Raw genomic sequence first — 18,353 nt, forward strand, 5'->3', positions numbered from 1 at the left:
GGCCGCGGCCTGCGCGGCGGCCGGACCGCCCGAGGGTGCGGAGCCGCCGGGCGGCATGGGGCCCTTCTTGTTCCCCTGCGCCACGTCGACGGGCAGCATGACGAGTGCCGTCGTACCGCCGGAGTCGGAGGGCCGCAGCTGGATCCGGATGCCGTGCCGCTGCGAGAGCCGGCCGACCACGAACAGACCCATCCGGCGGGACACCGAGACGTCCACGGTGGGCGGCGAGGCGAGCCGTTCGTTGATCGCCGCGAGGTCCTCGGGGGAGAGGCCGATACCGGTGTCGTGGATCTCGATCAGGACGCGGCCGTCGGGCAGCGCGTGACCGGTGACCTTGACCTTGGTCTGCGGCGAGGAGAAGGAGGTGGCGTTCTCGAGCAGCTCGGCGAGCAGGTGCACGAGGTCGTTGACGACGCGTCCCGCGACCTCGGTGCTGGGCACCGCGGCCAGTTCGATCCGCTCGTACTGCTCCACCTCGGACGCGGCGGCACGCAGCACGTCGACGAGGGGCACCGGACGGGTCCAGCGGCGGCCGGGCTCTTCACCGGCGAGGACCAGGAGGTTCTCGCCGTTACGGCGCATGCGGGTCGCGAGGTGGTCGAGCTTGAACAGCGAGGACAGCTGGTCGGGGTCGGCCTCGCGCGACTCCAGCTCGGAGATGAGCGAGAGCTGGCGCTGGATGAGGCCCTGCGAACGCCGCGAGAGGTTGGTGAACATCGCGTTGACGTTGCCCCGCAGGAGGGCCTGCTCGGCGGCGAGGCGGACCGCCTCGCGGTGCACGTCGTCGAAGGCCGAGGCCACCTTCCCGATCTCGTCCCGGGAGTGCACACCCACCGACTCGACGGAGGTGTCCACGTCCTGCGGGTCGGCCTCGGAGAGCTGCTTGACCAGCTCGGGCAGCCGGTCCTGGGCGACCCGGGTGGCGGTGTCCTGCAGCCGGCGCAGCGAGCGGATCATGGAGCGGGCCACCACGAAGGCGCCGACCAGCGAGACGCCGAGCACGAGCAGGATGATCGCACCGTTGATGATGGCTTCGCGCTCGGACTCGTCGCGGAGCTTGCGCGCCTCCTGCTCGAGGTCGCCCAGGAGCGTCTGCTCGATCAGCGACATCTGCTTGAGCTTGGTGGTCGAGGCGTCCCACCAGTCCGGGTACGAACGCTTCTCCTCGCCGCGCAGTCCGTCCGAGGAGTCGAGGACGCGCTCGGCGTAGCTGTCGGCGTCCTTGATGATCGGGTTGCGGTCGTCGATCGACTTGGTGAGTTCGTCGTAGTTGCCCCCCACGCTCGCGTACGCGCGCTGGAAGGCCTTCATGTCCGAGCTCTCCTGGCGGTTCGCCGACTGCGCGTAGACCCGGTCGGAGTCACCGAGCTTGCCGAACTCCTCCTTGTTGGGCGGGAGCGCGGCGGCGATCATCGCGCGCTGGATCGACGCGTACTCCTTGGCGGAGGAGAACGCGGTCAGCGTACGGGTGCGCTGGATCATCTCCGGGCTGCTGGTCGCGAGGGCCATGTCCCGGGAGAGGTTGAGCAGCTGCTGGATGAGCTGGTTGTAGCTGGAGACCGTCTGTGAGGTCGGGGTGCCCTTCTTGAAGGCGTCGGCCCGGATCTCCTTCAGGGTGAGCAGCTGCGTGGAGATGCTGACCACGTTGCCCCGGATCGACTCGACCGCCTTGTCGCTGCGGTTCCGGTCGATCTCGGCCGTCTCCTCGACGAACGCCTTCTGCGCGCGGTCGGTCTTGTTGCGCGGACCCTTGATCGAGAAGTCGGACGCGCTGACCCCGTGCGCCAGCGGGCCGGCCGAGCTGTCGCGCTCGTCCTGCAGCGCGTTGGCGAGCTCGGTCGCCTGCTTGGTCATGTCGGTGAGCAGCTTCATGTTGTCCAGCTGCTCGATGTCGTCCATCGAGTCGTTGATACGGACGGCGCCCAGCGAGGTGGCCGCGACCACCGGGAGGGCGAGCAGCGACACCAGACGGGTCGAAATGCGCCAGTTGCGCAGGGCTATTCGCGAGCCGGGGCCGGTCGGACCCGAGGACTTGGGGGCATCGGGCGCCGGACCTCCGCCCGGAGTCTGCTCGCCGCCGTCGACGGGCAATGCGGGCCCGGAGGCCGAGGCGTCACGGCGTGCGGAGCCGCGGTCGGTCCCGCCGGGCAGCTCCGGATCCGCCGAAGCGTCCCCTCGGCCCTGGTGGGCCTGGGGGGACCCCATGCCTTCCCTCTTGAAACGTCCCTGCACTAGCGTCGCAACCTCTGGACCAGGCGTCCCCCGCGAGCGGCGGGACGGTGTCGGCGTTGTGGAGTCCGGGGACTCCGGGTGGTCTTGAGTGACCGGCGCGGCTTCCCCCACTGGCCGCCGTCACTCGGCGCTGCGTTGCGCCCCTGCGCGCCGGTTTATACCTGCGGCGGTCCCGGGAATTCCAGCACAGTGCAGGATCTCCAACAAGGCCCAGGTACCTGCCCGTGACCTCCGTGACGTGCTGTGATCACAGTGCTACGTCCAGTGCAAGGGATTCGCGCCAAAGCGGACTTTTCCCTGTCGGGACGGCGCTCCGGGCGGGTGTCCCAGTCGCCATGATCAGGAGCGGAATGATCGGTTCGACGCCGTAATGTCCGTTCTGCAGGCGCCTTTTGCGTGCCTGGAGCGCCCCATTTGTCCGTCATCTCGTGAGCAAACTCACATGCTGATCAAGGCTCGTTCACAGCTGTGCGGGGAATCTGGATGTTTAGCCTGACGCTTGACACGGATGGCAGTTCCGACAAGTGACAGACAGAGGTCCGACCACAGCCATGAGGACGACGATGATGTTCCGCAACATAGCCAACCCGCGACGCACCACCCTGGCGCACCTGACGGACGCCGGTGAACTGCAGCCCGTGTCCGAGCAGCCGGAGCGCACCGCCGACCTCCCCGCCAGCACGGCGAACCCGAAGCGCACCGTCCTGATGGACCTGCCCGCCGGCCAGTGACCGGCCCGGGCCGCGGCAAGCCCCGCACCGCCCGCACGCTCGGTGACCACGGCGCGTAGGGGCCCTTCACCCGCGTTAGCCTGGAGCGTCAGTCTCCAGCAGCGTGAGTAGAGGGGCCCTGCATCCCGTGCGCATCGCCAGGTTCTCCATCGACGGCAACGTCGCCTTCGGCGCGGTCGAGGGCGACGCGCCCCCCGGGTCGACGGAGGGGCTCGTCCTCGACATCATCAAGGGCATCCCGTTCGCGGACTTCGAGCTCTCCGGTACGAAGGTCCCGCTGGACGCGGTCCGCCTCCTGCCGCCCGTACTCCCCAACAAGGTCGTGGCCATCGGCCGCAACTACGCGGAGCACGCGGCCGAGCTGGGGCACGAGGTCCCGGACGAGCCCGTCGTCTTCTTCAAGCCGTCCACGTCGGTGATCGGCCCCGGCGACACGATCACGTACCCCTCCTTCTCGCAGGAGCTCCACCACGAGGCCGAACTGGCCGTCGTCATCGGCCGCATGTGCCGCGAGGTCCCGCGCGAGCGCGCGGCGGACGTCATCCTCGGCTACACCTGCGCCAACGACGTCACGGCCCGCGACGCCCAGCGTCGCGAGAAGCAGTGGGCACGGGCCAAGGGCTTCGACAGCTCCTGCCCGCTCGGCCCCTGGGTGGAGACGGACATCGACCTGGCCGCGGCCGCCGACCTCACCATCCAGTGCACGGTCAACGGCGAGCAGCGCCAACTGGGCCGCACCACCGAGATGATCCGCCCCGTCGCGGATCTGATCGCGCACATCACCGAGGCGATGACGCTGCTCCCCGGCGACGTCGTCCTCACGGGCACCCCCGCGGGGGTCGGCCCGCTGCACGACGGCGACCAGGTCGCCGTCTCCATCGAAGGCATCGGCACTCTCACCAACAAGGTGATCAAGCGTGGCTAACGCGATCCGCGTCCGTTTCTGTCCGTCGCCGACCGGCAACCCCCACGTGGGCCTGGTCCGCACCGCCCTCTTCAACTGGGCCTACGCCCGGCACAACGAGGGCACCCTGGTCTTCCGCATCGAGGACACCGACGCGGCCCGCGACTCCGAGGAGTCGTACGAGCAGCTCCTGGACTCGATGCGCTGGCTGGGCCTCGACTGGGACGAGGGCCCCGAGACGGGCGGCCCGCACGCCCCGTACCGGCAGTCGCAGCGCACCGAGATCTACCAGGACGTCGCCCGCCGCCTGACCGAGGGCGGCTACGCGTACCCCTGCTACTGCACCACCGAGGAGCTCGACGCCCGCCGCGAGGCGGCCCGCGCCGCCGGAAAGCCCTCCGGTTACGACGGCACCTGCCGCGAGCTGACCGCCGAGCAGAAGGCGGCGTACGAGGCCGAGGGCCGCAGCCACATCATCCGCTTCCGGATGCCCGACGAGCCGATCACCTTCACCGACCTGGTCCGCGGCGAACTCACCTTCACCCCGGACAACGTCCCGGACTACGGCATCGTCCGCGCCAACGGCGCCCCGCTGTACACCCTGGTCAATCCGGTCGACGACGCCCTGATGGAGATCACCCACGTCCTGCGCGGCGAGGACCTGCTCTCCTCCACCCCGCGCCAGATCGCCCTGTACAAGGCGCTGATCGAGCTGGGCGTCGCCAAGGAGATCCCGGCCTTCGGCCACCTCCCGTACGTCATGGGCGAGGGCAACAAGAAGCTGTCCAAGCGCGACCCGCAGGCCTCGCTCAACCTGTACCGCGAGCGCGGCTTCCTGCCCGAGGGACTGCTCAACTACCTCTCGCTGCTCGGCTGGTCCTTCTCCGCCGACCAGGACGTCTTCTCCGTCGAGGACATGGTGGCGAAGTTCGACGTCGCCGACGTCAACGCCAACCCGGCCCGCTTCGACCTGAAGAAGGCCGAGGCCATCAACGCCGACCACATCCGGCAGCTCGACCTGAAGACCTTCACCGAGGCCTGCACCCCGTGGCTGCGCGCCCCGCACGCGAACTGGGCCCCCGAGGACTTCGACGAGGCCGCCTGGCAGTCCATCGCCCCGCACGCCCAGACCCGCCTCACGGTCCTCTCCGACATCACGGCCAACGTCGACTTCCTGTTCCTGAAGGAGCCGGTGGAGGACGAGGCCAGCTGGACCAAGGCGATGGGCAAGGGCGACCCGGTCGCGCTGCTCACCACCGCCCGCGCCAAGCTGGAGACCGCGGACTGGACTTCCCCCGAGGCCCTCAAGGAGGCCGTCCTGGCCGCCGGCGAGGAGCACGGCCTCAAGCTCGGCAAGGCACAGGCCCCGGTCCGTGTCGCCGTCACCGGCCGCACGGTCGGCCTGCCCCTCTTCGAGTCCCTCGAGGTGCTGGGCAAGGACCGCACCCTCACCCGCATCGACGCGGCCCTGGCGAAGCTCACCGCCTGACCGGCCGCCGCACGGCGCAGGGCCCGGAACCGCACCCGCGGTTCCGGGCCCTTCCCGTACCGTCGGCCGTATGCCGATCAGAGCCGTGGTCTGGGACGTCGACGACACCCTCTTCGATTACGCGAACGCCGACACCGCGGGCATGCACGCCCACCTGACGGCCGAGGGCCTGATCGCACAGTACGGCGACGCCGAACAGGGCCTGGCCCGCTGGAAGGCCTGCACCGAGCGGCACTGGGCCCGCTTCAGTCAGGGCCTCGCGGACTTCGAGACCCAGCGTCGTGACCGCGTACGCGAGTTCCTCGCCGCCGACGACCTGCCGGACGACGAGGCCGACGCCTGGTTCCACCGCTACCTGGGCCACTACGAGTCCGCCTGGTCGCTGTTCCCCGACACCGTGCCCGCCCTCGACGCCCTGGCCGACGGCTACCGGCACGCGGTGCTCTCCAACTCGGCCGCCCGCAACCAGGAGTACAAGCTGCGCACCCTGGGCGTCCGCGACCGGTTCGAGGCGCTGCTCTGCGCCGCCGAACTGGGCGTATCCAAGCCGGCCGCGGAGGCCTTCCTCGCGGTCTGCCGTGAGCTGGCCCTCGAGCCCGCGGAAGTGGCGTACGTCGGTGACCAGCCCGAGATCGACGCCCGCGGCGCACACGACGCGGGCCTGCTCGGCATCTGGCTGGACCGCGGCCGCGGCACCGGGCCGGGCGAAGGCGCATCGGCCGCTGATCCCGAACTGCCCGCGGGGGTGCGGAGGATCGCGAGCCTGGCCGAGCTGCCGGCGCTGCTGGCCGCCGATACCCGTTTTGGAGCGCCGTCCACCTTCGGGTAATGTTCTTCCTGCGCCGCCCGCGGGACCGAAAGGACCGGCGGAAGCGCAAGCCGAGCAAAATCCCTGCAAGGGGTTGCGTTCCGGTGGCCTATGGTGTAATTGGCAGCACGACTGATTCTGGTTCAGTTAGTCTAGGTTCGAGTCCTGGTAGGCCAGCTCGCAGAGCTCATCTGCAAAGCCCCCGTTGTGTAGCGGCCTAGCACGCTGCCCTCTCAAGGCAGTAGCGCCGGTTCGAATCCGGTCGGGGGTACGGATCCATCCCGTGGATCACCTGGGTCGCACCCGGTGAGGCGCGGTGACACACCACCATCCGGTAGTTCATCGGATGGGGATCGCCAAGGCCCCCGTTGTGTAGCGGCCTAGCACGCCGCCCTCTCAAGGCGGTAGCGCCGGTTCGAATCCGGTCGGGGGTACTTACTGGTCTATACCAGTGGGCTATGGTGTAATTGGCAGCACGACTGATTCTGGTTCAGTTAGTTTAGGTTCGAGTCCTGGTAGCCCAGCTCGGATCTTGATCAAATCAAGATCCTCGCCCCCGTTGTGTAGCGGCCTAGCACGCCGCCCTCTCAAGGCGGTAGCGCCGGTTCGAATCCGGTCGGGGGTACGTTTCGGCAAGGGCCTCTCCTTCGGGAGGGGTCCTTGCTGCTGTGTGCGCACCGTAGGAAAGGCCTTGTGCCGGGCGCGNAGGGCCTCTCCTTCGGGAGGGGTCCTTGCTGCTGTGTGCGCACCGTAGGAAAGGCCTTGTGCCGGGCGCGAGTTGTGCCCGGTCGGTCATCAACGGATGTACGCCCATGGGTACTTGGTACGAGGAGGGCGCCACCGTCCGCCTGCCACTGCGGCGTTGAAGTGGCGGGAGGGCGGGGCGCCCTGTGTCGTACGGGGGGAGTGGAGGCGGTCAGCCCGAGCGGCGCAGGGCCTCGCTGAGGCGGCCGGCCGCGTCGATGATGGCCTGTGCGTGCATCCGGCCGGGGTGGCGGGTGAGCCGCTCGATCGGTCCGGAGACCGAGACGGCCGCGACCACGCGGTTCGAGGGTCCGCGCACCGGTGCGGAGACGGAGGCGACGCCCGGCTCGCGCTCGCCGATCGACTGGGCCCAGCCCCGGCGCCGTACGCCGGACAGGGCGGTCGCCGTGAAGCGGGCGCCCTGCAGCCCGCGGTGCAGCCGCTCCGGCTCCTCCCAGGCCATCAGGATCTGGGCGGACGAGCCGGCCTTCATGGTGAGGGTGGAGCCGACCGGCACCGTGTCCCGCAGGCCGGACAGGCGCTCCGCCGCGGCGACGCAGATGCGCATGTCGCCCTGGCGGCGGTAGAGCTGGGCGCTCTCGCCGGTCACGTCACGGAGGTGGGTGAGCACCGGTCCCGCGGTGGCGAGCAGCCGGTCCTCGCCGGCGGCCGCCGCGAGTTCGGCGAGCCGGGGGCCGAGGATGAAACGGCCCTGCATGTCACGCGCCACCATGCGGTGGTGCTCAAGGGCCACGGCAAGGCGGTGTGCCGTGGGTCGTGCAAGTCCGGTCGCTGCGACCAGCCCGGCGAGGGTGGCCGGACCGGACTCCAGAGCGCTCAGGACGAGAGCCGCCTTGTCGAGAACGCCGACGCCGCTAGAGTTGTCCATGCAACGATACTCGCGTCTCACTCTGTGAAACGCAAGTTCAATTTTCCGGGGAACTTGTCACTCTGTACGGACAGTGGCCCGGGCGACAAACCGGGCATGGCGGTCTACGTCCGGGACAGGGGTACGGACGTCGGCGCCCACATCTCTAGTTGGGCCGGCGTGACAACCGGCCGGAGGGAAAGCGATGGGTAGGACACTCGCGGAGAAGGTCTGGGACGACCATGTTGTCCGGCACGCCGACGGCGAGCCCGACCTCCTCTTCATCGATCTGCACCTGCTGCACGAGGTGACCAGCCCGCAGGCCTTCGACGGTCTGCGCAAGAGCGGTCGCCAGGTGCGGCGCCTCGACCTCACCATCGCCACCGAGGACCACAACACCCCGACCCTCGACATCGACAAGCCGATCGCCGACCCGGTCTCGCGCGCCCAGTTGGAGACGCTGCGCAAGAACTGCGCGGACTTCGGCGTCCGACTGCACCCGCTGGGCGACGTCGAGCAGGGCGTGGTCCACGTCGTGGGCCCCCAGCTGGGGCTGACCCAGCCGGGCACCACCGTGGTCTGCGGCGACTCGCACACCTCCACCCACGGCGCCTTCGGCGCGCTGGCGTTCGGCATCGGCACCTCCCAGGTAGAGCATGTCCTCGCCACCCAGACACTGCCGATGGCCCGCCCGCGCACCATGGCCATCACGGTCGACGGCGAACTGCCGGACGGCGTCACGGCGAAGGACCTGATCCTGGCCATCATCGCCAAGATCGGCACCGGCGGAGGCCAGGGCTACGTCCTCGAGTATCGGGGCTCGGCCATCGAGAAGCTCTCGATGGAGGCCCGGATGACCATCTGCAACATGTCGATCGAGGCCGGCGCCCGGGCAGGCATGATCGCCCCCGACGAGACGACCTTCGAGTACATCGAGGGCCGTCCGCACGCCCCGCAGGGCGAGGACTGGGACGCGGCGGTGGCGTACTGGAAGACCCTGCGCAGCGACGAGGACGCGGTCTTCGACGCCGAGGTCGTCATCGACGCCGACTCCCTCTCGCCGTTCGTCACCTGGGGAACCAACCCCGGCCAGGGCGCCCCGCTGTCGGCGCAGGTCCCCGATCCCGCTTCGTACGAGGACGCTTCGGAGCGGTACGCCGCCGAGAAGGCCCTGGAGTACATGGGTCTCACCGCCGGTCAGCCGCTGCGCGACATCAAGGTCGACACCGTCTTCGTAGGTTCCTGCACCAACGGCCGGATCGAGGACCTGCGGGCCGCCGCCGCGATCGTCGAGGGCCGCAAAGTCGCCGACGGCGTACGGATGCTGGTCGTGCCGGGCTCGGCCCGGGTCGGTCTGCAGGCCGTGGACGAGGGCCTGGACACGGTGTTCAAGCAGGCGGGCGCCGAATGGCGGCACGCGGGCTGCTCGATGTGCCTCGGCATGAACCCCGACCAACTCGCCCCGGGTGAGCGTTCCGCGTCCACCTCCAATCGCAACTTCGAGGGCCGGCAGGGCAAGGGTGGCCGCACCCACCTGGTCTCGCCGCAGGTCGCCGCCGCGACCGCGGTCCTGGGGCACCTGGCCTCGCCCGCCGACCTGTCCGACGCCGACGCCCGTACGCCCGCTGGAGTCTGATCAGCCATGGAAGCATTCACCACGCACACCGGACGGGCCGTCCCGCTGCGCCGCAGCAATGTCGACACCGACCAGATCATCCCCGCGCACTGGCTCAAGAAGGTCACCCGCGACGGGTTCGAGGACGGACTCTTCGAGGCCTGGCGCAAGGACCCCGAGTTCGTGCTCAACAAGCCCGAGTACCAGGGCGCGACCGTCCTGGTCGCCGGCCCCGACTTCGGTACGGGTTCGTCCCGCGAGCACGCCGTCTGGGCGCTGCAGAACTACGGCTTCAAGGCGGTCATCTCGTCCCGCTTCGCCGACATCTTCCGGGGCAACTCGCTGAAGAACGGCCTGCTCACCGTCGTACTCGAGCAGGACGTCGTGGACCGGCTGTGGGCGCTCGTCGAGGCCGATCCGACGGCCGAGATCACCGTCGACCTGCAGGAGCGCCAGGTGCGCGCCGAGGGCGTCACCGCCGACTTCGAGCTCGACGAGAACTCCCGCTGGCGGCTCCTGAACGGCCTCGACGACATCAGCATCACTCTGCAGAACGAAGGGGACATCGCCACGTACGAGGCAGGGCGCCCCGCCTTCAAGCCCCGCACGGTCCAGGTCTGACGCAACTGACCCGTCCGGCCCCCATCTGCACCAGCAGTACACGCGATTCGAGAACCGCGGTCTCCACGAGGCCGCGGTTCTGCGTTTTCCGGGGTCGGTACGGCACCAACGACCCCCGGGATCCGGCCAGTTGGCCCGAAGTAGTAGGGTCGGTATCCGGCCTCCCCGGACTGCGACTTCGGCTGTCGGAAGATGTCGATCGCCCCATTTGGGCGGCACGCTGAGGCCTCGTTGAGCGACAACTCGCCCTAGATGGCACAATCTGTGCATGGATCGCGACAGCCAACTCGAGCTCTACGGACTCGTCGCGGACCGGCTGAAAGAAGCGCACGCAAGGGTGCGCGCACTGCAAGTCCCGGAGGGCGTACGGATGGCGCTGACCCGGAAGCTGCTGGTCGTAACGGCCGCGGCCAAACACGATCTCGCTGATGCGGCAAGGCGTCTGGACCTGTTCATGAAGGACCTGGACGAGGGCCGCTTTCCCGAAGGCGGCCCTGCCGACCGCACTTGATGTCGGTCGACTGCGTTGCGGCACAAGGGTGATTAGCCCGTTTCGTGTTTGATTTGCGGTATACATCTGCCTAACGTGCGAAAAAGCTTGAACAGATTCGTTCTGGCAATGTCTCCGAAGGGGAAGACGTGAACAAGGCGCAGCTCGTAGAAACGATTGCCGACAAGGTCGGTGGCCGTCAGCAGGCCGCCGAAGCGGTCGACGCGGTACTCGATGCCATCGTCCGCGCCGTGGTCGGCGGAGACCGTGTTTCGGTCACCGGCTTCGGGTCGTTCGAGAAGGTCGACCGCCCCGCCCGCTACGCCCGTAACCCGCAGACCGGGGAGCGCGTGCGGGTCAAGAAGACCTCCGTTCCGCGCTTCCGTGCCGGACAGGGCTTCAAGGACCTGGTGAGTGGTTCGAAGAAGCTCCCGAAGAACGACGTCGCGGTCAAGAAGGCGCCCAAGGGCAGCCTTTCCGGCGGCACCAAGACCACCGCCAAGGCGGCGACGAAGAAGGCCACCGCGAAGAAGGCGACCGCCAAGAAGGCGACCGCCAAGAAGACGGCGGCCAAGAAGACCACGGCCAAGAAGGCGACCGCGAAGAAGGCGGCACCCGCCAAGAAGGCCACCGCCAAGAAGGCCACCACGAAGAAGACGGCGGCCAAGAAGACCACGGCCAAGAAGGCGACCGCGAAGAAGACCGCGCCCGCCAAGAAGGCCACCGCCAAGAAGGCGCCCGCCAAGAAGTCGACGGCGCGCAAGACCACCGCCAAGAAGGCCACCGCCAGGAAGAAGTGACGGCGGCCGCACAGGGCTCACTCACACGCCGGGCCGGTCTCCCTGAAGGGGAGACCGGCCCGCGGTGTGCGTGCCCCGCCCCCGGCAGGCCCGGCAGCCGGGCCGATACCCTGCGGTCATGCAGGCGACCGCGTACACCTACGACTCCGAGTCCCGCAGCGGCAGTGTGCTGCTGGACGACGGCACGCCCGTGCCGTTCGACACCGCGGCCTTCGACGCGGGCGGACTGCGCCTGCTGCGGCCGGGCCAGCGCGTGCGGATCGAGACCGAGGGCGACGGCGATGCCCGGCGCATCACTCTGGTGACGCTGCAGACCTTCTGAGATCCCGCCACGGTCCGGGGCCGAACAGGCCCGTGGCGTCGGCTGTACGCGGGCCCACGCCCAGCTCGAGAGCCGCCGCCAAGTCCTCCCAGGTGTCCACGTCCTGCCGTGCGCCGGGCACGTCCGTGAGCGCGAGTTCGTGCGCACCCGTCGCCAGATGCCGGGCGCGGGACGGGCCGCCGAAGGCCGGTGCGAGAGGCGTACCGTCCGCCGCCGCGAGCAGCGTCGTGCCGATTCCCGCCGCATCCGCCAGAAACGAGCGCGGAATTGCGGAGGCCGAATGGAGAACCCGTAGCAATTCCGCGGGCCGAAGTGCGGGAAGGTCCGCATTCAGTGCCGCGACCGGCGTACCGGGATGCAGTGCGCGGGCCGTGTGGGCGCCGTGTGCGAGCGCCGCGTTGAGACCGCCGGCCGGCTCGTCCCGTACGGTACGGGCGCCGAGCGCGGCCAGTTCGCGGGAGGCGAGGGCGTCGTCCGTGACGACCACCACATCGCGTACCGCCGGGCAGGCCAGCGCCGCGGCCACCGTGTCCTGGGCGAACGCGAGGGCGAGGGACGGCCGCAGGGCCGCACGGGCCGCTCCGGCCAGCCTGCTCTTGGCCCGCGTCAGCGGCTTCAGGGGTATGACCAGGGTCCACGCGCCGGGCGGGGTCGGGTCGGCATCTGTGCGCATCGCGCCCATTCTCGCCCGACGGCCGGTGCGAACAGGCGCGCTAACCCTCGAAGGGTGGGCGTACGGTGTTCTCGACAGACGGGGGGCCCGGGGCGACACTTGTGCGTCCCCCGCGTCTGTTCCAGGTCAGTAGAGGAAGGTGTCCGAGTGTCCCGCCGCAGAATCGGCTTCTGGTACCGCCTTGCCGCGGTCATCGCAAAACCGCCGCTTGTGCTTCTGTTCAAGCGGGACTGGCGTGGAATGCAGCACATTCCGGCGGACGGCGGCTTTATTACTGCGGTCAATCACAACTCGTATGTCGACCCGCTTTCGTATGCCCACTTTCAGTACAACACCGGACGGGTGCCGCGATTCCTGGCCAAAGCGGCACTCTTCGATGTGACCTTTGTCGGAATGATGCTGCGCGGCACCGGCCAGATTCCGGTCTATCGGGAGACGTCCAATGCGCTGGACGCCTTCCGTGCCGCGGTCGACGCCATCCGGCGCGGGGAGTGCGTCGCCTTCTACCCGGAGGGGACCCTGACCCGCGACCCCGAGATGTGGCCCATGGTCGGCAAGACGGGCGCCGCGCGGGTGGCCCTCGAGACGCGCTGCCCGGTCGTGCCGGTGGCCCAGTGGGGCGCCAATCTGGCGATGCCGCCGTACGCCAAGGAGAAGAAGTTCCAGTTCTTCCCGCGCAAGACCCTCGAGGTACGGGCCGGCGAGCCCGTCGACCTGTCGGCGTTCTACGACCGGGAGCCGACGCCCGAGGTGCTGAAGGAGGCGACCGAGGTCATCATGGCCGCCATCACCTCGTTGCTCGAGGAACTCCGCGGTGAACAGGCCCCGGAGAAGCCGTACGACCCGCGTCAGGCACGTATCGAACAGCGGCGCAAGGCCGCGGGCAGCACGTCCGGGGAGGACACCAAGTGACACGCCCTGTGAAGGCAGCCGTCTTCGGAACCGGCTCCTGGGGTACGGCGTTCGCCATGGTCCTCGCGGACGCGGGCTGCGACGTGACGCTGTGGGGACGCCGGCCCGAGGTGGCCGAGGCGGTCAACTCCTCGCGGGAGAACCCCGGATACCTGCCCGGTGTCGCACTGCCGGAGCGGATCACGGCCACCACGGATGCGGCGCAGGCGGCACGCGGCGCGCAGTTCACCGTGCTCGCCGTGCCCTCGCAGACGCTGCGGACCAACCTCGCCGCCTGGGCACCGCTGCTCGCCCCCGACACCGTGCTCGTCTCCCTGATGAAGGGCGTCGAACTCGGCTCCGCCATGCGCATGAGCGAGGTGATCGAGGACGTCACCAAGGTCGGCCAGGAGCGCATCGCCGTCGTCACCGGACCGAACCTGGCCCGTGAGATCGCCGCCCGGCAGCCGGCCGCCGCGGTGGTCGCCTGCGGCGACGAGGCGGTCGCCACCCGGCTGCAGTCCGCCTGCCACACCCCGTACTTCCGGCCGTACACCAACACCGACGTGGTGGGCTGCGAACTCGGCGGCGCCGTCAAGAACGTCATCGGTCTCGCCGTCGGCATCGCCGACGGCATGGGCCTCGGGGACAACACCAAGGGCTCCCTGATCACCCGCGGCCTCGCCGAGACCACCAGGCTCGGCCTGGCGATGGGCGCCGACCCGCTCACCTTCTCCGGACTCGCGGGCCTCGGCGACCTGGTGGCGACCTGCTCGTCGCCGCTGTCCCGGAACCACACCTTCGGCATCAACCTCGGCAAGGGCATGACCCTCGAGGAGACCATCGCGGTCACCAAGCAGACCGCCGAAGGCGTCAAGTCCTGTGAATCCGTGGCCGATCTGGCCGCGCGGCACGGGGTCGAGATGCCGATCACCGCCACCGTGGTGGACATCGTGCACCACGGGAAGCCCCCGCTGGTCGCCCTCAAGGAACTGATGTCGCGCAGCGCCAAGCCCGAACGGCGCTGACGGCCGCCCCGGTACTGCCGGTACCGGGCCACGCCGCCCGCGGCACACCGGGCGCCGCGCACGCCGGGCGCTGACGTGGTCGGTACCACCGGGTACGCTGCACGCGATATGAGCAGCGAGACCTCCTCCCAGAGCCCGGTCCCCTCCCAGCCCGGAGGGGAATCCCGCAAGCCGCGCGTCGCCGTCGTCTTCGGCGGACGCAGCTCCGAGCACGGCATTTCCATCGTCACGGCCGGTGCCGTACTGCGCGCCATCGACCGCGAGAAGTACGACGTCCTGCCCATCGGCATCACCGGCGACGGCCGTTGGGTGCTCACCGCGGACGAGCCGGACCGGATGGCGATCAGCGGCCGCGAGGTGCCCACCATGGCGCAGCTCGCCGAGTCGCCCGACGGCGGCGTGGTCCTGCCCGTCGACCCCTCGAACCGCGAAGTGGTGTACGCCGAGCCGGGATCGGTGCCCAAGGCGCTCGGCGAGGTGGACGTCGTCTTCCCCGTCCTGCACGGCCCCTACGGCGAGGACGGCACCCTGCAGGGCCTCCTCGAACTCTCCGGGACCCCGTACGTCGGGTCCGGGGTGCTCGCCTCCGCGGTCGGCCAGGACAAGGAGTACATGAAGCGGGTCTTCACCTCCTTCGGACTTCCGGTCGGCCCGTATGTCGTGGTGCGGCCGCGCGAGTGGGAGAACGACCCCGCGGGTGCCCGCCGGCGCATCGCGGAGTTCGCGGGCGAGCACGGCTGGCCGCTGTTCGTGAAGCCCGCACGCGGCGGCTCCTCGATGGGCATCACCAAGGTCGATTCCTTCGAGGGCCTCGACGAGGCGATCGAGGAGGCGCAGCGGCACGACCCCAAGATCCTGGTGGAGGCGCTGCTGCGCGGCCGCGAGATCGAGTGCGGGGTGCTCGAGTTCGAGGACGGGCCGCGGGCCAGTCTGCCGGCCGAGATCCCGCCGGTCTCCGACCACTCCTTCTACGACTTCGAGGCCAAGTACATCGACTCGGCGTCCGGGATCGTGCCGGCGCCGCTCACCGTCGAGGAGACGGCCGAGGTCCAGCGGCTCGCGGTCGCCGCGTTCGAGGCCGCGGCCTGCGAGGGCCTGGTGCGGGCGGACTTCTTCCTCACCGACGACGGGCAGTTCGTGATCAACGAGATCAACACCATGCCCGGCTTCACGCCCATCTCGATGTACCCGCGCATGTGGCAGGAGAGCGGCGTGGGGTATGCGGAGCTGGTCGACCGCCTGGTGCAGGCGGCGCTGCGGCGCTCGACCGGGCTGCGCTGAACGCTCCCTGCATGCCGGTGCGTCGGCGCCGGGTCAGCCGGCGATGCCCTTCGGGACGGTCTTCCGGACGGGCGCGGCGAATTCGGTGAGCGGGCCGAGGCCACCGTCCTCGGCCCGCTTCTTGTCGAGTGTGATCTCGACGTACGCCTTGCGCAGGGTGGTGGTGAAGGTGAACGAGCCGTCGTCCTGCTGTTCCAGGAGCCACCCCACGCCGTCCACCTCGACGCCGTCCGCCTCCGGGTCCGCCATCCTCGACGGCCGCTCCACACCACAGCGCAGTATGATCGCCGAGTCGCCCCATCCCGCGGTCAGCGCGGAACGAGGTTCGGGGTCCTCCCGGTCCAGTCCGCTTACGCGCTGCGGGAGTTGCCCGTCCAGGCTTCGGCACAGCTTGGTGACGGATGAGGCCGGGGTGGGAACCGCGGCCGAGGCAGTGTCGTCCGTTGAGGAGCAACCCGCGGTCGCGCACAGCAGGCCGAGGACGGGCAGGCAGGCGAGCCGGTGGCGGAAGAAGTTCACCGGCCAAGCGTAGACGGGGGCTACAAGTGCACGACCGGGCAGGTCAGCGTGCGGGTGATGCCGTCCACTTGCTGGACTTTGGCGACCACCATGCGACCGAGTTCATCGACCGTGTCCGCCTGCGCGCGCACGATGACGTCGTAGGGTCCGGTCACATCCTCGGCCTGAATGACTCCTGGAATCTTGCCGATGAGCTCGGCGACGGTCGACGCCTTGCCAACTTCGGTCTGGATCAGGATGTACGCCTGTACCACGGAACCTCCAGGGCGGCCACGAGGATCATGCGGGGAGAAGGGACGCCACGGTATCGCGTCGCCGCACGTCGCGGGGAGACCCGCGGGACCTGTGGCGCGGACACCACCGCGTACGGACAAGAGAAGTTGACGTATCTGTTGACGGTACGCGCTGCCGAAAAGGCCCGCGACCGCAACCGCACTGGGGCAGAAGGGGCATACCGATGAAGGGCACCGTGGGAGAGCTCGGTGAATTCGGGCTCATCAGGGAGCTCACCTCCCGACTCACCACGACTCCGGCGGTGCGGCTCGGGCCGGGCGACGACGCCGCGGTGGTGGCCGCGCCGGACCGCAGGGTCGTCGCCAGCACCGACATCCTGCTCGAGGGGCGGCACTTCCGGCGCGACTGGTCCACGGCGTACGACGTCGGGCGGAAGGCGGCCGCGCAGAATCTCGCGGACATCGCCGCCATGGGCGCGGTGCCGACCGCGCTCCTGCTCGCCCTGGTCGTTCCCGCCGAACTGCCCGTCACCTGGGCCACCGAGCTGATGGACGGGCTCCGCGACGAGTGCCAGGTCGCGGGCGCGGCCGTGGTCGGCGGAGATGTCGTGCGCGGGGACGCGATCACGGTGTCGATCACCGCACTCGGCGATCTGCGCAACCACGAGCCGGTGACCCGGGCCGGGGCGCAGGCCGGCGATGTCGTGGCGTACACCGGCTGGTTGGGCTGGTCGGCGGCCGGGCATGCGGTGCTGTCCCGCGGCTTCCGCTCGCCGCGTGCCTTCGTGGAGGCGCACCGGCGACCCGAACCGCCGTACCACGCGGGCCCCGCGGCGGCCGGCCTCGGCGCCACCGCAATGGCGGACGTCAGCGACGGTCTGATCGCCGACCTGGGCCACATCGCCGAGGCCAGCAAGGTACGGATCGACGTCAAGTCCGGCTCGATCGACGTACCGACGCAGATGAACGACATCGGTCAGGCCGTCGGCGTCGACCCGCTGCAGTGGGTGCTCACCGGCGGTGAGGATCACGCCATAGTCGCCACCTTCCCCGCCGACGTGAAGCTTCCGGCACGCTGGAAGGTGATCGGCGAGGTACTCAACCCGTCGGCGCAGCCGCAGGTGACCGTAGACGGGGCGCCGTGGACCAGCAAGACGGGCTGGGACCACTTCGGCGGCGAGATCGAGTCGTGAGAGCGGAGGAGAGCGCGGTGCCCGCAGACGACACGACCGCTGCCGATCGGCCGGGCCAGGCGCCGCCGCTCGTCCTGACCGTCGCCGGCTCCGACTCCGGCGGCGGCGCCGGCATCCAGGCCGACCTCAAGACGATGCTGGCGCTCGGCACCCACGGCATGAGCGTGCTCACCGCCGTCACCGCGCAGAACTCCCTGGGCGTGCAGGGCGCCTGGGAGCTGCCCGTGGAGGCGGTCCGCGCGCAGTACCGCAGCGTCGTCGACGACATCGGCGTGCATGCGGTGAAGACCGGCATGCTGGCCTCGGCGGAACTCGTCGAGGAGGTCGCCGCCCTGCTCGCGGACACCGAGGCGCCCGCCGTGGTGGACCCGGTCGGCGTCTCGAAGCACGGCGACCCGCTGCTCGCCGCCTCGGCCCTGGACTCGGTGCGCACCAAGCTGCTGCCGGTCGCCACCGTCGCGACGCCGAATCTGGACGAGGTCGCCCAACTCACCGGCGTACGCGTCGAGTCGGAGACGGATCTGCGGCGCGCGGCGGCCGCCGTGCTCGAGTACGGGCCTCGCTGGGCCTTGGTCAAGGGCGGGCATCTGGCCGGGGCCGAGGCCGTGGATCTGCTCACCGACGGCAGCGAGGAGCACTGGCTGCGCGGGGCCCGGCACGACAACCGGCATACGCACGGCACCGGCTGCACCCTGGCGAGCGCGATCGCCGCCGGCCTCGCCAAGGGCCTGACCGTGCCCGAGGCGGCAGTGGCGGCCAAGGAGTACGTCACCGGGGCGATCGCCGCCGGATTCGCGCTCGGCTCCGGGATCGGTCCGGTGGACCATGGATGGCGGCTGCGGCCGGAGTGACCGTACGCGGGCATGAAGAAGGCCGGTCCACCCAGGGGGTGGACCGGCCTTCTCAGGCAA

Annotated in this window: 19 protein-coding genes and 5 tRNA genes; 19 read left to right on the forward strand and 5 right to left on the reverse strand. The window is 69.9% G+C overall.

Features of this window, described 5'->3' with window-relative positions; genetic code table 11:
• On the reverse strand, nucleotides 1-2,205 hold a 2,205-nt coding region (locus DY218_RS07050; protein ID WP_128555053.1), incomplete at its 3' end, for a sensor histidine kinase.
• A 578-nt stretch (nucleotides 2,206-2,783) separates the two neighbouring features.
• Here DY218_RS07050 and DY218_RS07055 point away from each other — a divergent pair.
• From DY218_RS07055 to DY218_RS07095, 9 genes are all read left to right on the forward strand, one after another.
• Nucleotides 2,784-2,963 (forward strand): hypothetical protein, encoded by a 180-nt coding sequence (locus DY218_RS07055; protein WP_128555054.1) that lies wholly within the window; start codon nucleotides 2,784-2,786, stop codon nucleotides 2,961-2,963.
• 127 nt (nucleotides 2,964-3,090) lie between these two features.
• Nucleotides 3,091-3,888 carry a fumarylacetoacetate hydrolase family protein gene (locus DY218_RS07060; RefSeq protein WP_128555055.1) on the forward strand — a complete coding sequence of 266 codons (798 nt, stop codon included), beginning with the start codon at nucleotides 3,091-3,093 and terminating at the stop codon, nucleotides 3,886-3,888.
• Complete coding sequence (gene gltX / locus DY218_RS07065; protein ID WP_128555056.1) at nucleotides 3,881-5,356, forward strand: glutamate--tRNA ligase; 1,476 nt, start codon at nucleotides 3,881-3,883, stop codon at nucleotides 5,354-5,356. Before DY218_RS07060 ends, gltX begins: the two co-directional genes overlap by 8 nt.
• 70 nt (nucleotides 5,357-5,426) lie before the next feature.
• Nucleotides 5,427-6,185 carry an HAD family hydrolase gene (locus DY218_RS07070; protein WP_128555057.1) on the forward strand — a complete coding sequence of 253 codons (759 nt, stop codon included), beginning with the start codon at nucleotides 5,427-5,429 and terminating at the stop codon, nucleotides 6,183-6,185.
• 84 nt (nucleotides 6,186-6,269) lie between these two features.
• Nucleotides 6,270-6,341 (forward strand) — tRNA-Gln (locus tag DY218_RS07075).
• A 21-nt stretch (nucleotides 6,342-6,362) separates the two neighbouring features.
• Nucleotides 6,363-6,435 (forward strand) — tRNA-Glu (locus tag DY218_RS07080).
• A 90-nt stretch (nucleotides 6,436-6,525) separates the two neighbouring features.
• Nucleotides 6,526-6,598: transfer RNA gene (locus tag DY218_RS07085), tRNA-Glu, on the forward strand.
• A gap of 18 nt (nucleotides 6,599-6,616) precedes the next feature.
• Nucleotides 6,617-6,688 (forward strand) — tRNA-Gln (locus DY218_RS07090).
• A 28-nt stretch (nucleotides 6,689-6,716) separates the two neighbouring features.
• Nucleotides 6,717-6,789 (forward strand) — tRNA-Glu (locus DY218_RS07095).
• Nucleotides 6,790-7,080: 291 nt separating this feature from the next.
• On the opposite strand, the gene ndgR is transcribed toward DY218_RS07095, so the two are convergent.
• Nucleotides 7,081-7,797, reverse strand: a complete 717-nt coding sequence (ndgR, locus tag DY218_RS07100) for an IclR family transcriptional regulator NdgR (RefSeq protein WP_073731617.1) — start codon at nucleotides 7,795-7,797, stop codon at nucleotides 7,081-7,083.
• A gap of 184 nt (nucleotides 7,798-7,981) precedes the next feature.
• Between ndgR and leuC the strand changes: the two genes are divergently transcribed.
• From leuC to DY218_RS07125, 5 genes are all read left to right on the forward strand, one after another.
• Nucleotides 7,982-9,412, forward strand: coding sequence for a 3-isopropylmalate dehydratase large subunit (gene leuC, locus DY218_RS07105; protein ID WP_128555058.1), 1,431 nt, complete (start codon nucleotides 7,982-7,984; stop codon nucleotides 9,410-9,412).
• A 6-nt stretch (nucleotides 9,413-9,418) separates the two neighbouring features.
• Nucleotides 9,419-10,012, forward strand: coding sequence for a 3-isopropylmalate dehydratase small subunit (leuD, locus tag DY218_RS07110; RefSeq protein WP_128555059.1), 594 nt, complete (start codon nucleotides 9,419-9,421; stop codon nucleotides 10,010-10,012).
• 268 nt (nucleotides 10,013-10,280) lie between these two features.
• Nucleotides 10,281-10,523: an SCO5555 family protein gene (locus DY218_RS07115; protein ID WP_128555060.1), complete on the forward strand. Its 243-nt coding sequence runs from the start codon at nucleotides 10,281-10,283 to the stop codon at nucleotides 10,521-10,523.
• A gap of 128 nt (nucleotides 10,524-10,651) precedes the next feature.
• Nucleotides 10,652-11,302, forward strand: a complete 651-nt coding sequence (locus tag DY218_RS07120; protein ID WP_128555061.1) for an HU family DNA-binding protein — start codon at nucleotides 10,652-10,654, stop codon at nucleotides 11,300-11,302.
• 118 nt (nucleotides 11,303-11,420) lie between these two features.
• The gene (locus tag DY218_RS07125; protein ID WP_119295162.1) at nucleotides 11,421-11,624 is read left to right on the forward strand and encodes a hypothetical protein; all 204 of its coding nucleotides are present in this window, start codon (nucleotides 11,421-11,423) and stop codon (nucleotides 11,622-11,624) included.
• Here DY218_RS07125 and cofC read toward each other — a convergent pair.
• The gene (cofC, locus tag DY218_RS07130; RefSeq protein WP_128555062.1) at nucleotides 11,596-12,306 is read right to left on the reverse strand and encodes a 2-phospho-L-lactate guanylyltransferase; all 711 of its coding nucleotides are present in this window, start codon (nucleotides 12,304-12,306) and stop codon (nucleotides 11,596-11,598) included. The two genes, DY218_RS07125 and cofC, sit on opposite strands and share 29 nt — an antisense overlap.
• A gap of 138 nt (nucleotides 12,307-12,444) precedes the next feature.
• On the opposite strand from cofC, the gene DY218_RS07135 reads away from it, so the two are divergent.
• From DY218_RS07135 to DY218_RS07145, 3 genes are all read left to right on the forward strand, one after another.
• Complete coding sequence (locus DY218_RS07135; protein ID WP_128555063.1) at nucleotides 12,445-13,209, forward strand: lysophospholipid acyltransferase family protein; 765 nt, start codon at nucleotides 12,445-12,447, stop codon at nucleotides 13,207-13,209.
• The gene (locus tag DY218_RS07140) at nucleotides 13,206-14,216 is read left to right on the forward strand and encodes an NAD(P)H-dependent glycerol-3-phosphate dehydrogenase (RefSeq protein ID WP_128555064.1); all 1,011 of its coding nucleotides are present in this window, start codon (nucleotides 13,206-13,208) and stop codon (nucleotides 14,214-14,216) included. Before DY218_RS07135 ends, DY218_RS07140 begins: the two co-directional genes overlap by 4 nt.
• A gap of 108 nt (nucleotides 14,217-14,324) precedes the next feature.
• On the forward strand, nucleotides 14,325-15,497 hold the full coding sequence (locus tag DY218_RS07145; RefSeq protein ID WP_128555065.1) for a D-alanine--D-alanine ligase family protein: 1,173 nt from the start codon (nucleotides 14,325-14,327) through the stop codon (nucleotides 15,495-15,497).
• A gap of 33 nt (nucleotides 15,498-15,530) precedes the next feature.
• Here DY218_RS07145 and DY218_RS07150 read toward each other — a convergent pair whose 3' ends face one another.
• Both DY218_RS07150 and DY218_RS07155 read right to left on the reverse strand, forming a co-directional pair.
• Nucleotides 15,531-16,016 carry a DUF3515 domain-containing protein gene (locus DY218_RS07150; protein ID WP_128555066.1) on the reverse strand — a complete coding sequence of 162 codons (486 nt, stop codon included), beginning with the start codon at nucleotides 16,014-16,016 and terminating at the stop codon, nucleotides 15,531-15,533.
• 20 nt (nucleotides 16,017-16,036) lie between these two features.
• On the reverse strand, nucleotides 16,037-16,270 hold the full coding sequence (locus DY218_RS07155) for an Lrp/AsnC family transcriptional regulator (protein WP_016642988.1): 234 nt from the start codon (nucleotides 16,268-16,270) through the stop codon (nucleotides 16,037-16,039).
• Between the two features lie 203 nt (nucleotides 16,271-16,473).
• Between DY218_RS07155 and DY218_RS07160 the strand changes: the two genes are divergently transcribed.
• Nucleotides 16,474-17,442 (forward strand): thiamine-phosphate kinase, encoded by a 969-nt coding sequence (locus DY218_RS07160; RefSeq protein ID WP_128555067.1) that lies wholly within the window; start codon nucleotides 16,474-16,476, stop codon nucleotides 17,440-17,442.
• A gap of 17 nt (nucleotides 17,443-17,459) precedes the next feature.
• A complete protein-coding gene (thiD, locus tag DY218_RS07165) occupies nucleotides 17,460-18,293 on the forward strand; it encodes a bifunctional hydroxymethylpyrimidine kinase/phosphomethylpyrimidine kinase (protein ID WP_128555068.1) in 834 nt (277 codons plus the stop codon).
• Nucleotides 18,294-18,353 lie beyond the last annotated feature (60 nt).

The sequence above is a fragment of the Streptomyces triticagri genome (genome assembly GCF_003429565.1).
In the GTDB taxonomy this organism is placed as follows: Bacteria; Actinomycetota; Actinomycetes; order Streptomycetales; family Streptomycetaceae; genus Streptomyces; species Streptomyces triticagri.

What these genes read in the sequence shown, in the direction of transcription:
- DY218_RS07055 (WP_128555054.1), top strand. Translation starts at nt 2,784, where the DNA reads ATGAGGACGACGATGATGTTCCGCAACATAGCCAACCCGCGACGCACC.
- DY218_RS07070 (WP_128555057.1), top strand. Translation starts at nt 5,427, where the DNA reads ATGCCGATCAGAGCCGTGGTCTGGGACGTCGACGACACCCTCTTCGAT.
- ndgR (WP_073731617.1), bottom strand. Translation starts at nt 7,797, where the DNA reads ATGGACAACTCTAGCGGCGTCGGCGTTCTCGACAAGGCGGCTCTCGTC.
- leuC (WP_128555058.1), top strand. Translation starts at nt 7,982, where the DNA reads ATGGGTAGGACACTCGCGGAGAAGGTCTGGGACGACCATGTTGTCCGG.
- leuD (WP_128555059.1), top strand. Translation starts at nt 9,419, where the DNA reads ATGGAAGCATTCACCACGCACACCGGACGGGCCGTCCCGCTGCGCCGC.
- DY218_RS07115 (WP_128555060.1), top strand. Translation starts at nt 10,281, where the DNA reads ATGGATCGCGACAGCCAACTCGAGCTCTACGGACTCGTCGCGGACCGG.
- DY218_RS07125 (WP_119295162.1), top strand. Translation starts at nt 11,421, where the DNA reads ATGCAGGCGACCGCGTACACCTACGACTCCGAGTCCCGCAGCGGCAGT.
- cofC (WP_128555062.1), bottom strand. Translation starts at nt 12,306, where the DNA reads ATGGGCGCGATGCGCACAGATGCCGACCCGACCCCGCCCGGCGCGTGG.
- DY218_RS07145 (WP_128555065.1), top strand. Translation starts at nt 14,325, where the DNA reads ATGAGCAGCGAGACCTCCTCCCAGAGCCCGGTCCCCTCCCAGCCCGGA.
- DY218_RS07160 (WP_128555067.1), top strand. Translation starts at nt 16,474, where the DNA reads ATGAAGGGCACCGTGGGAGAGCTCGGTGAATTCGGGCTCATCAGGGAG.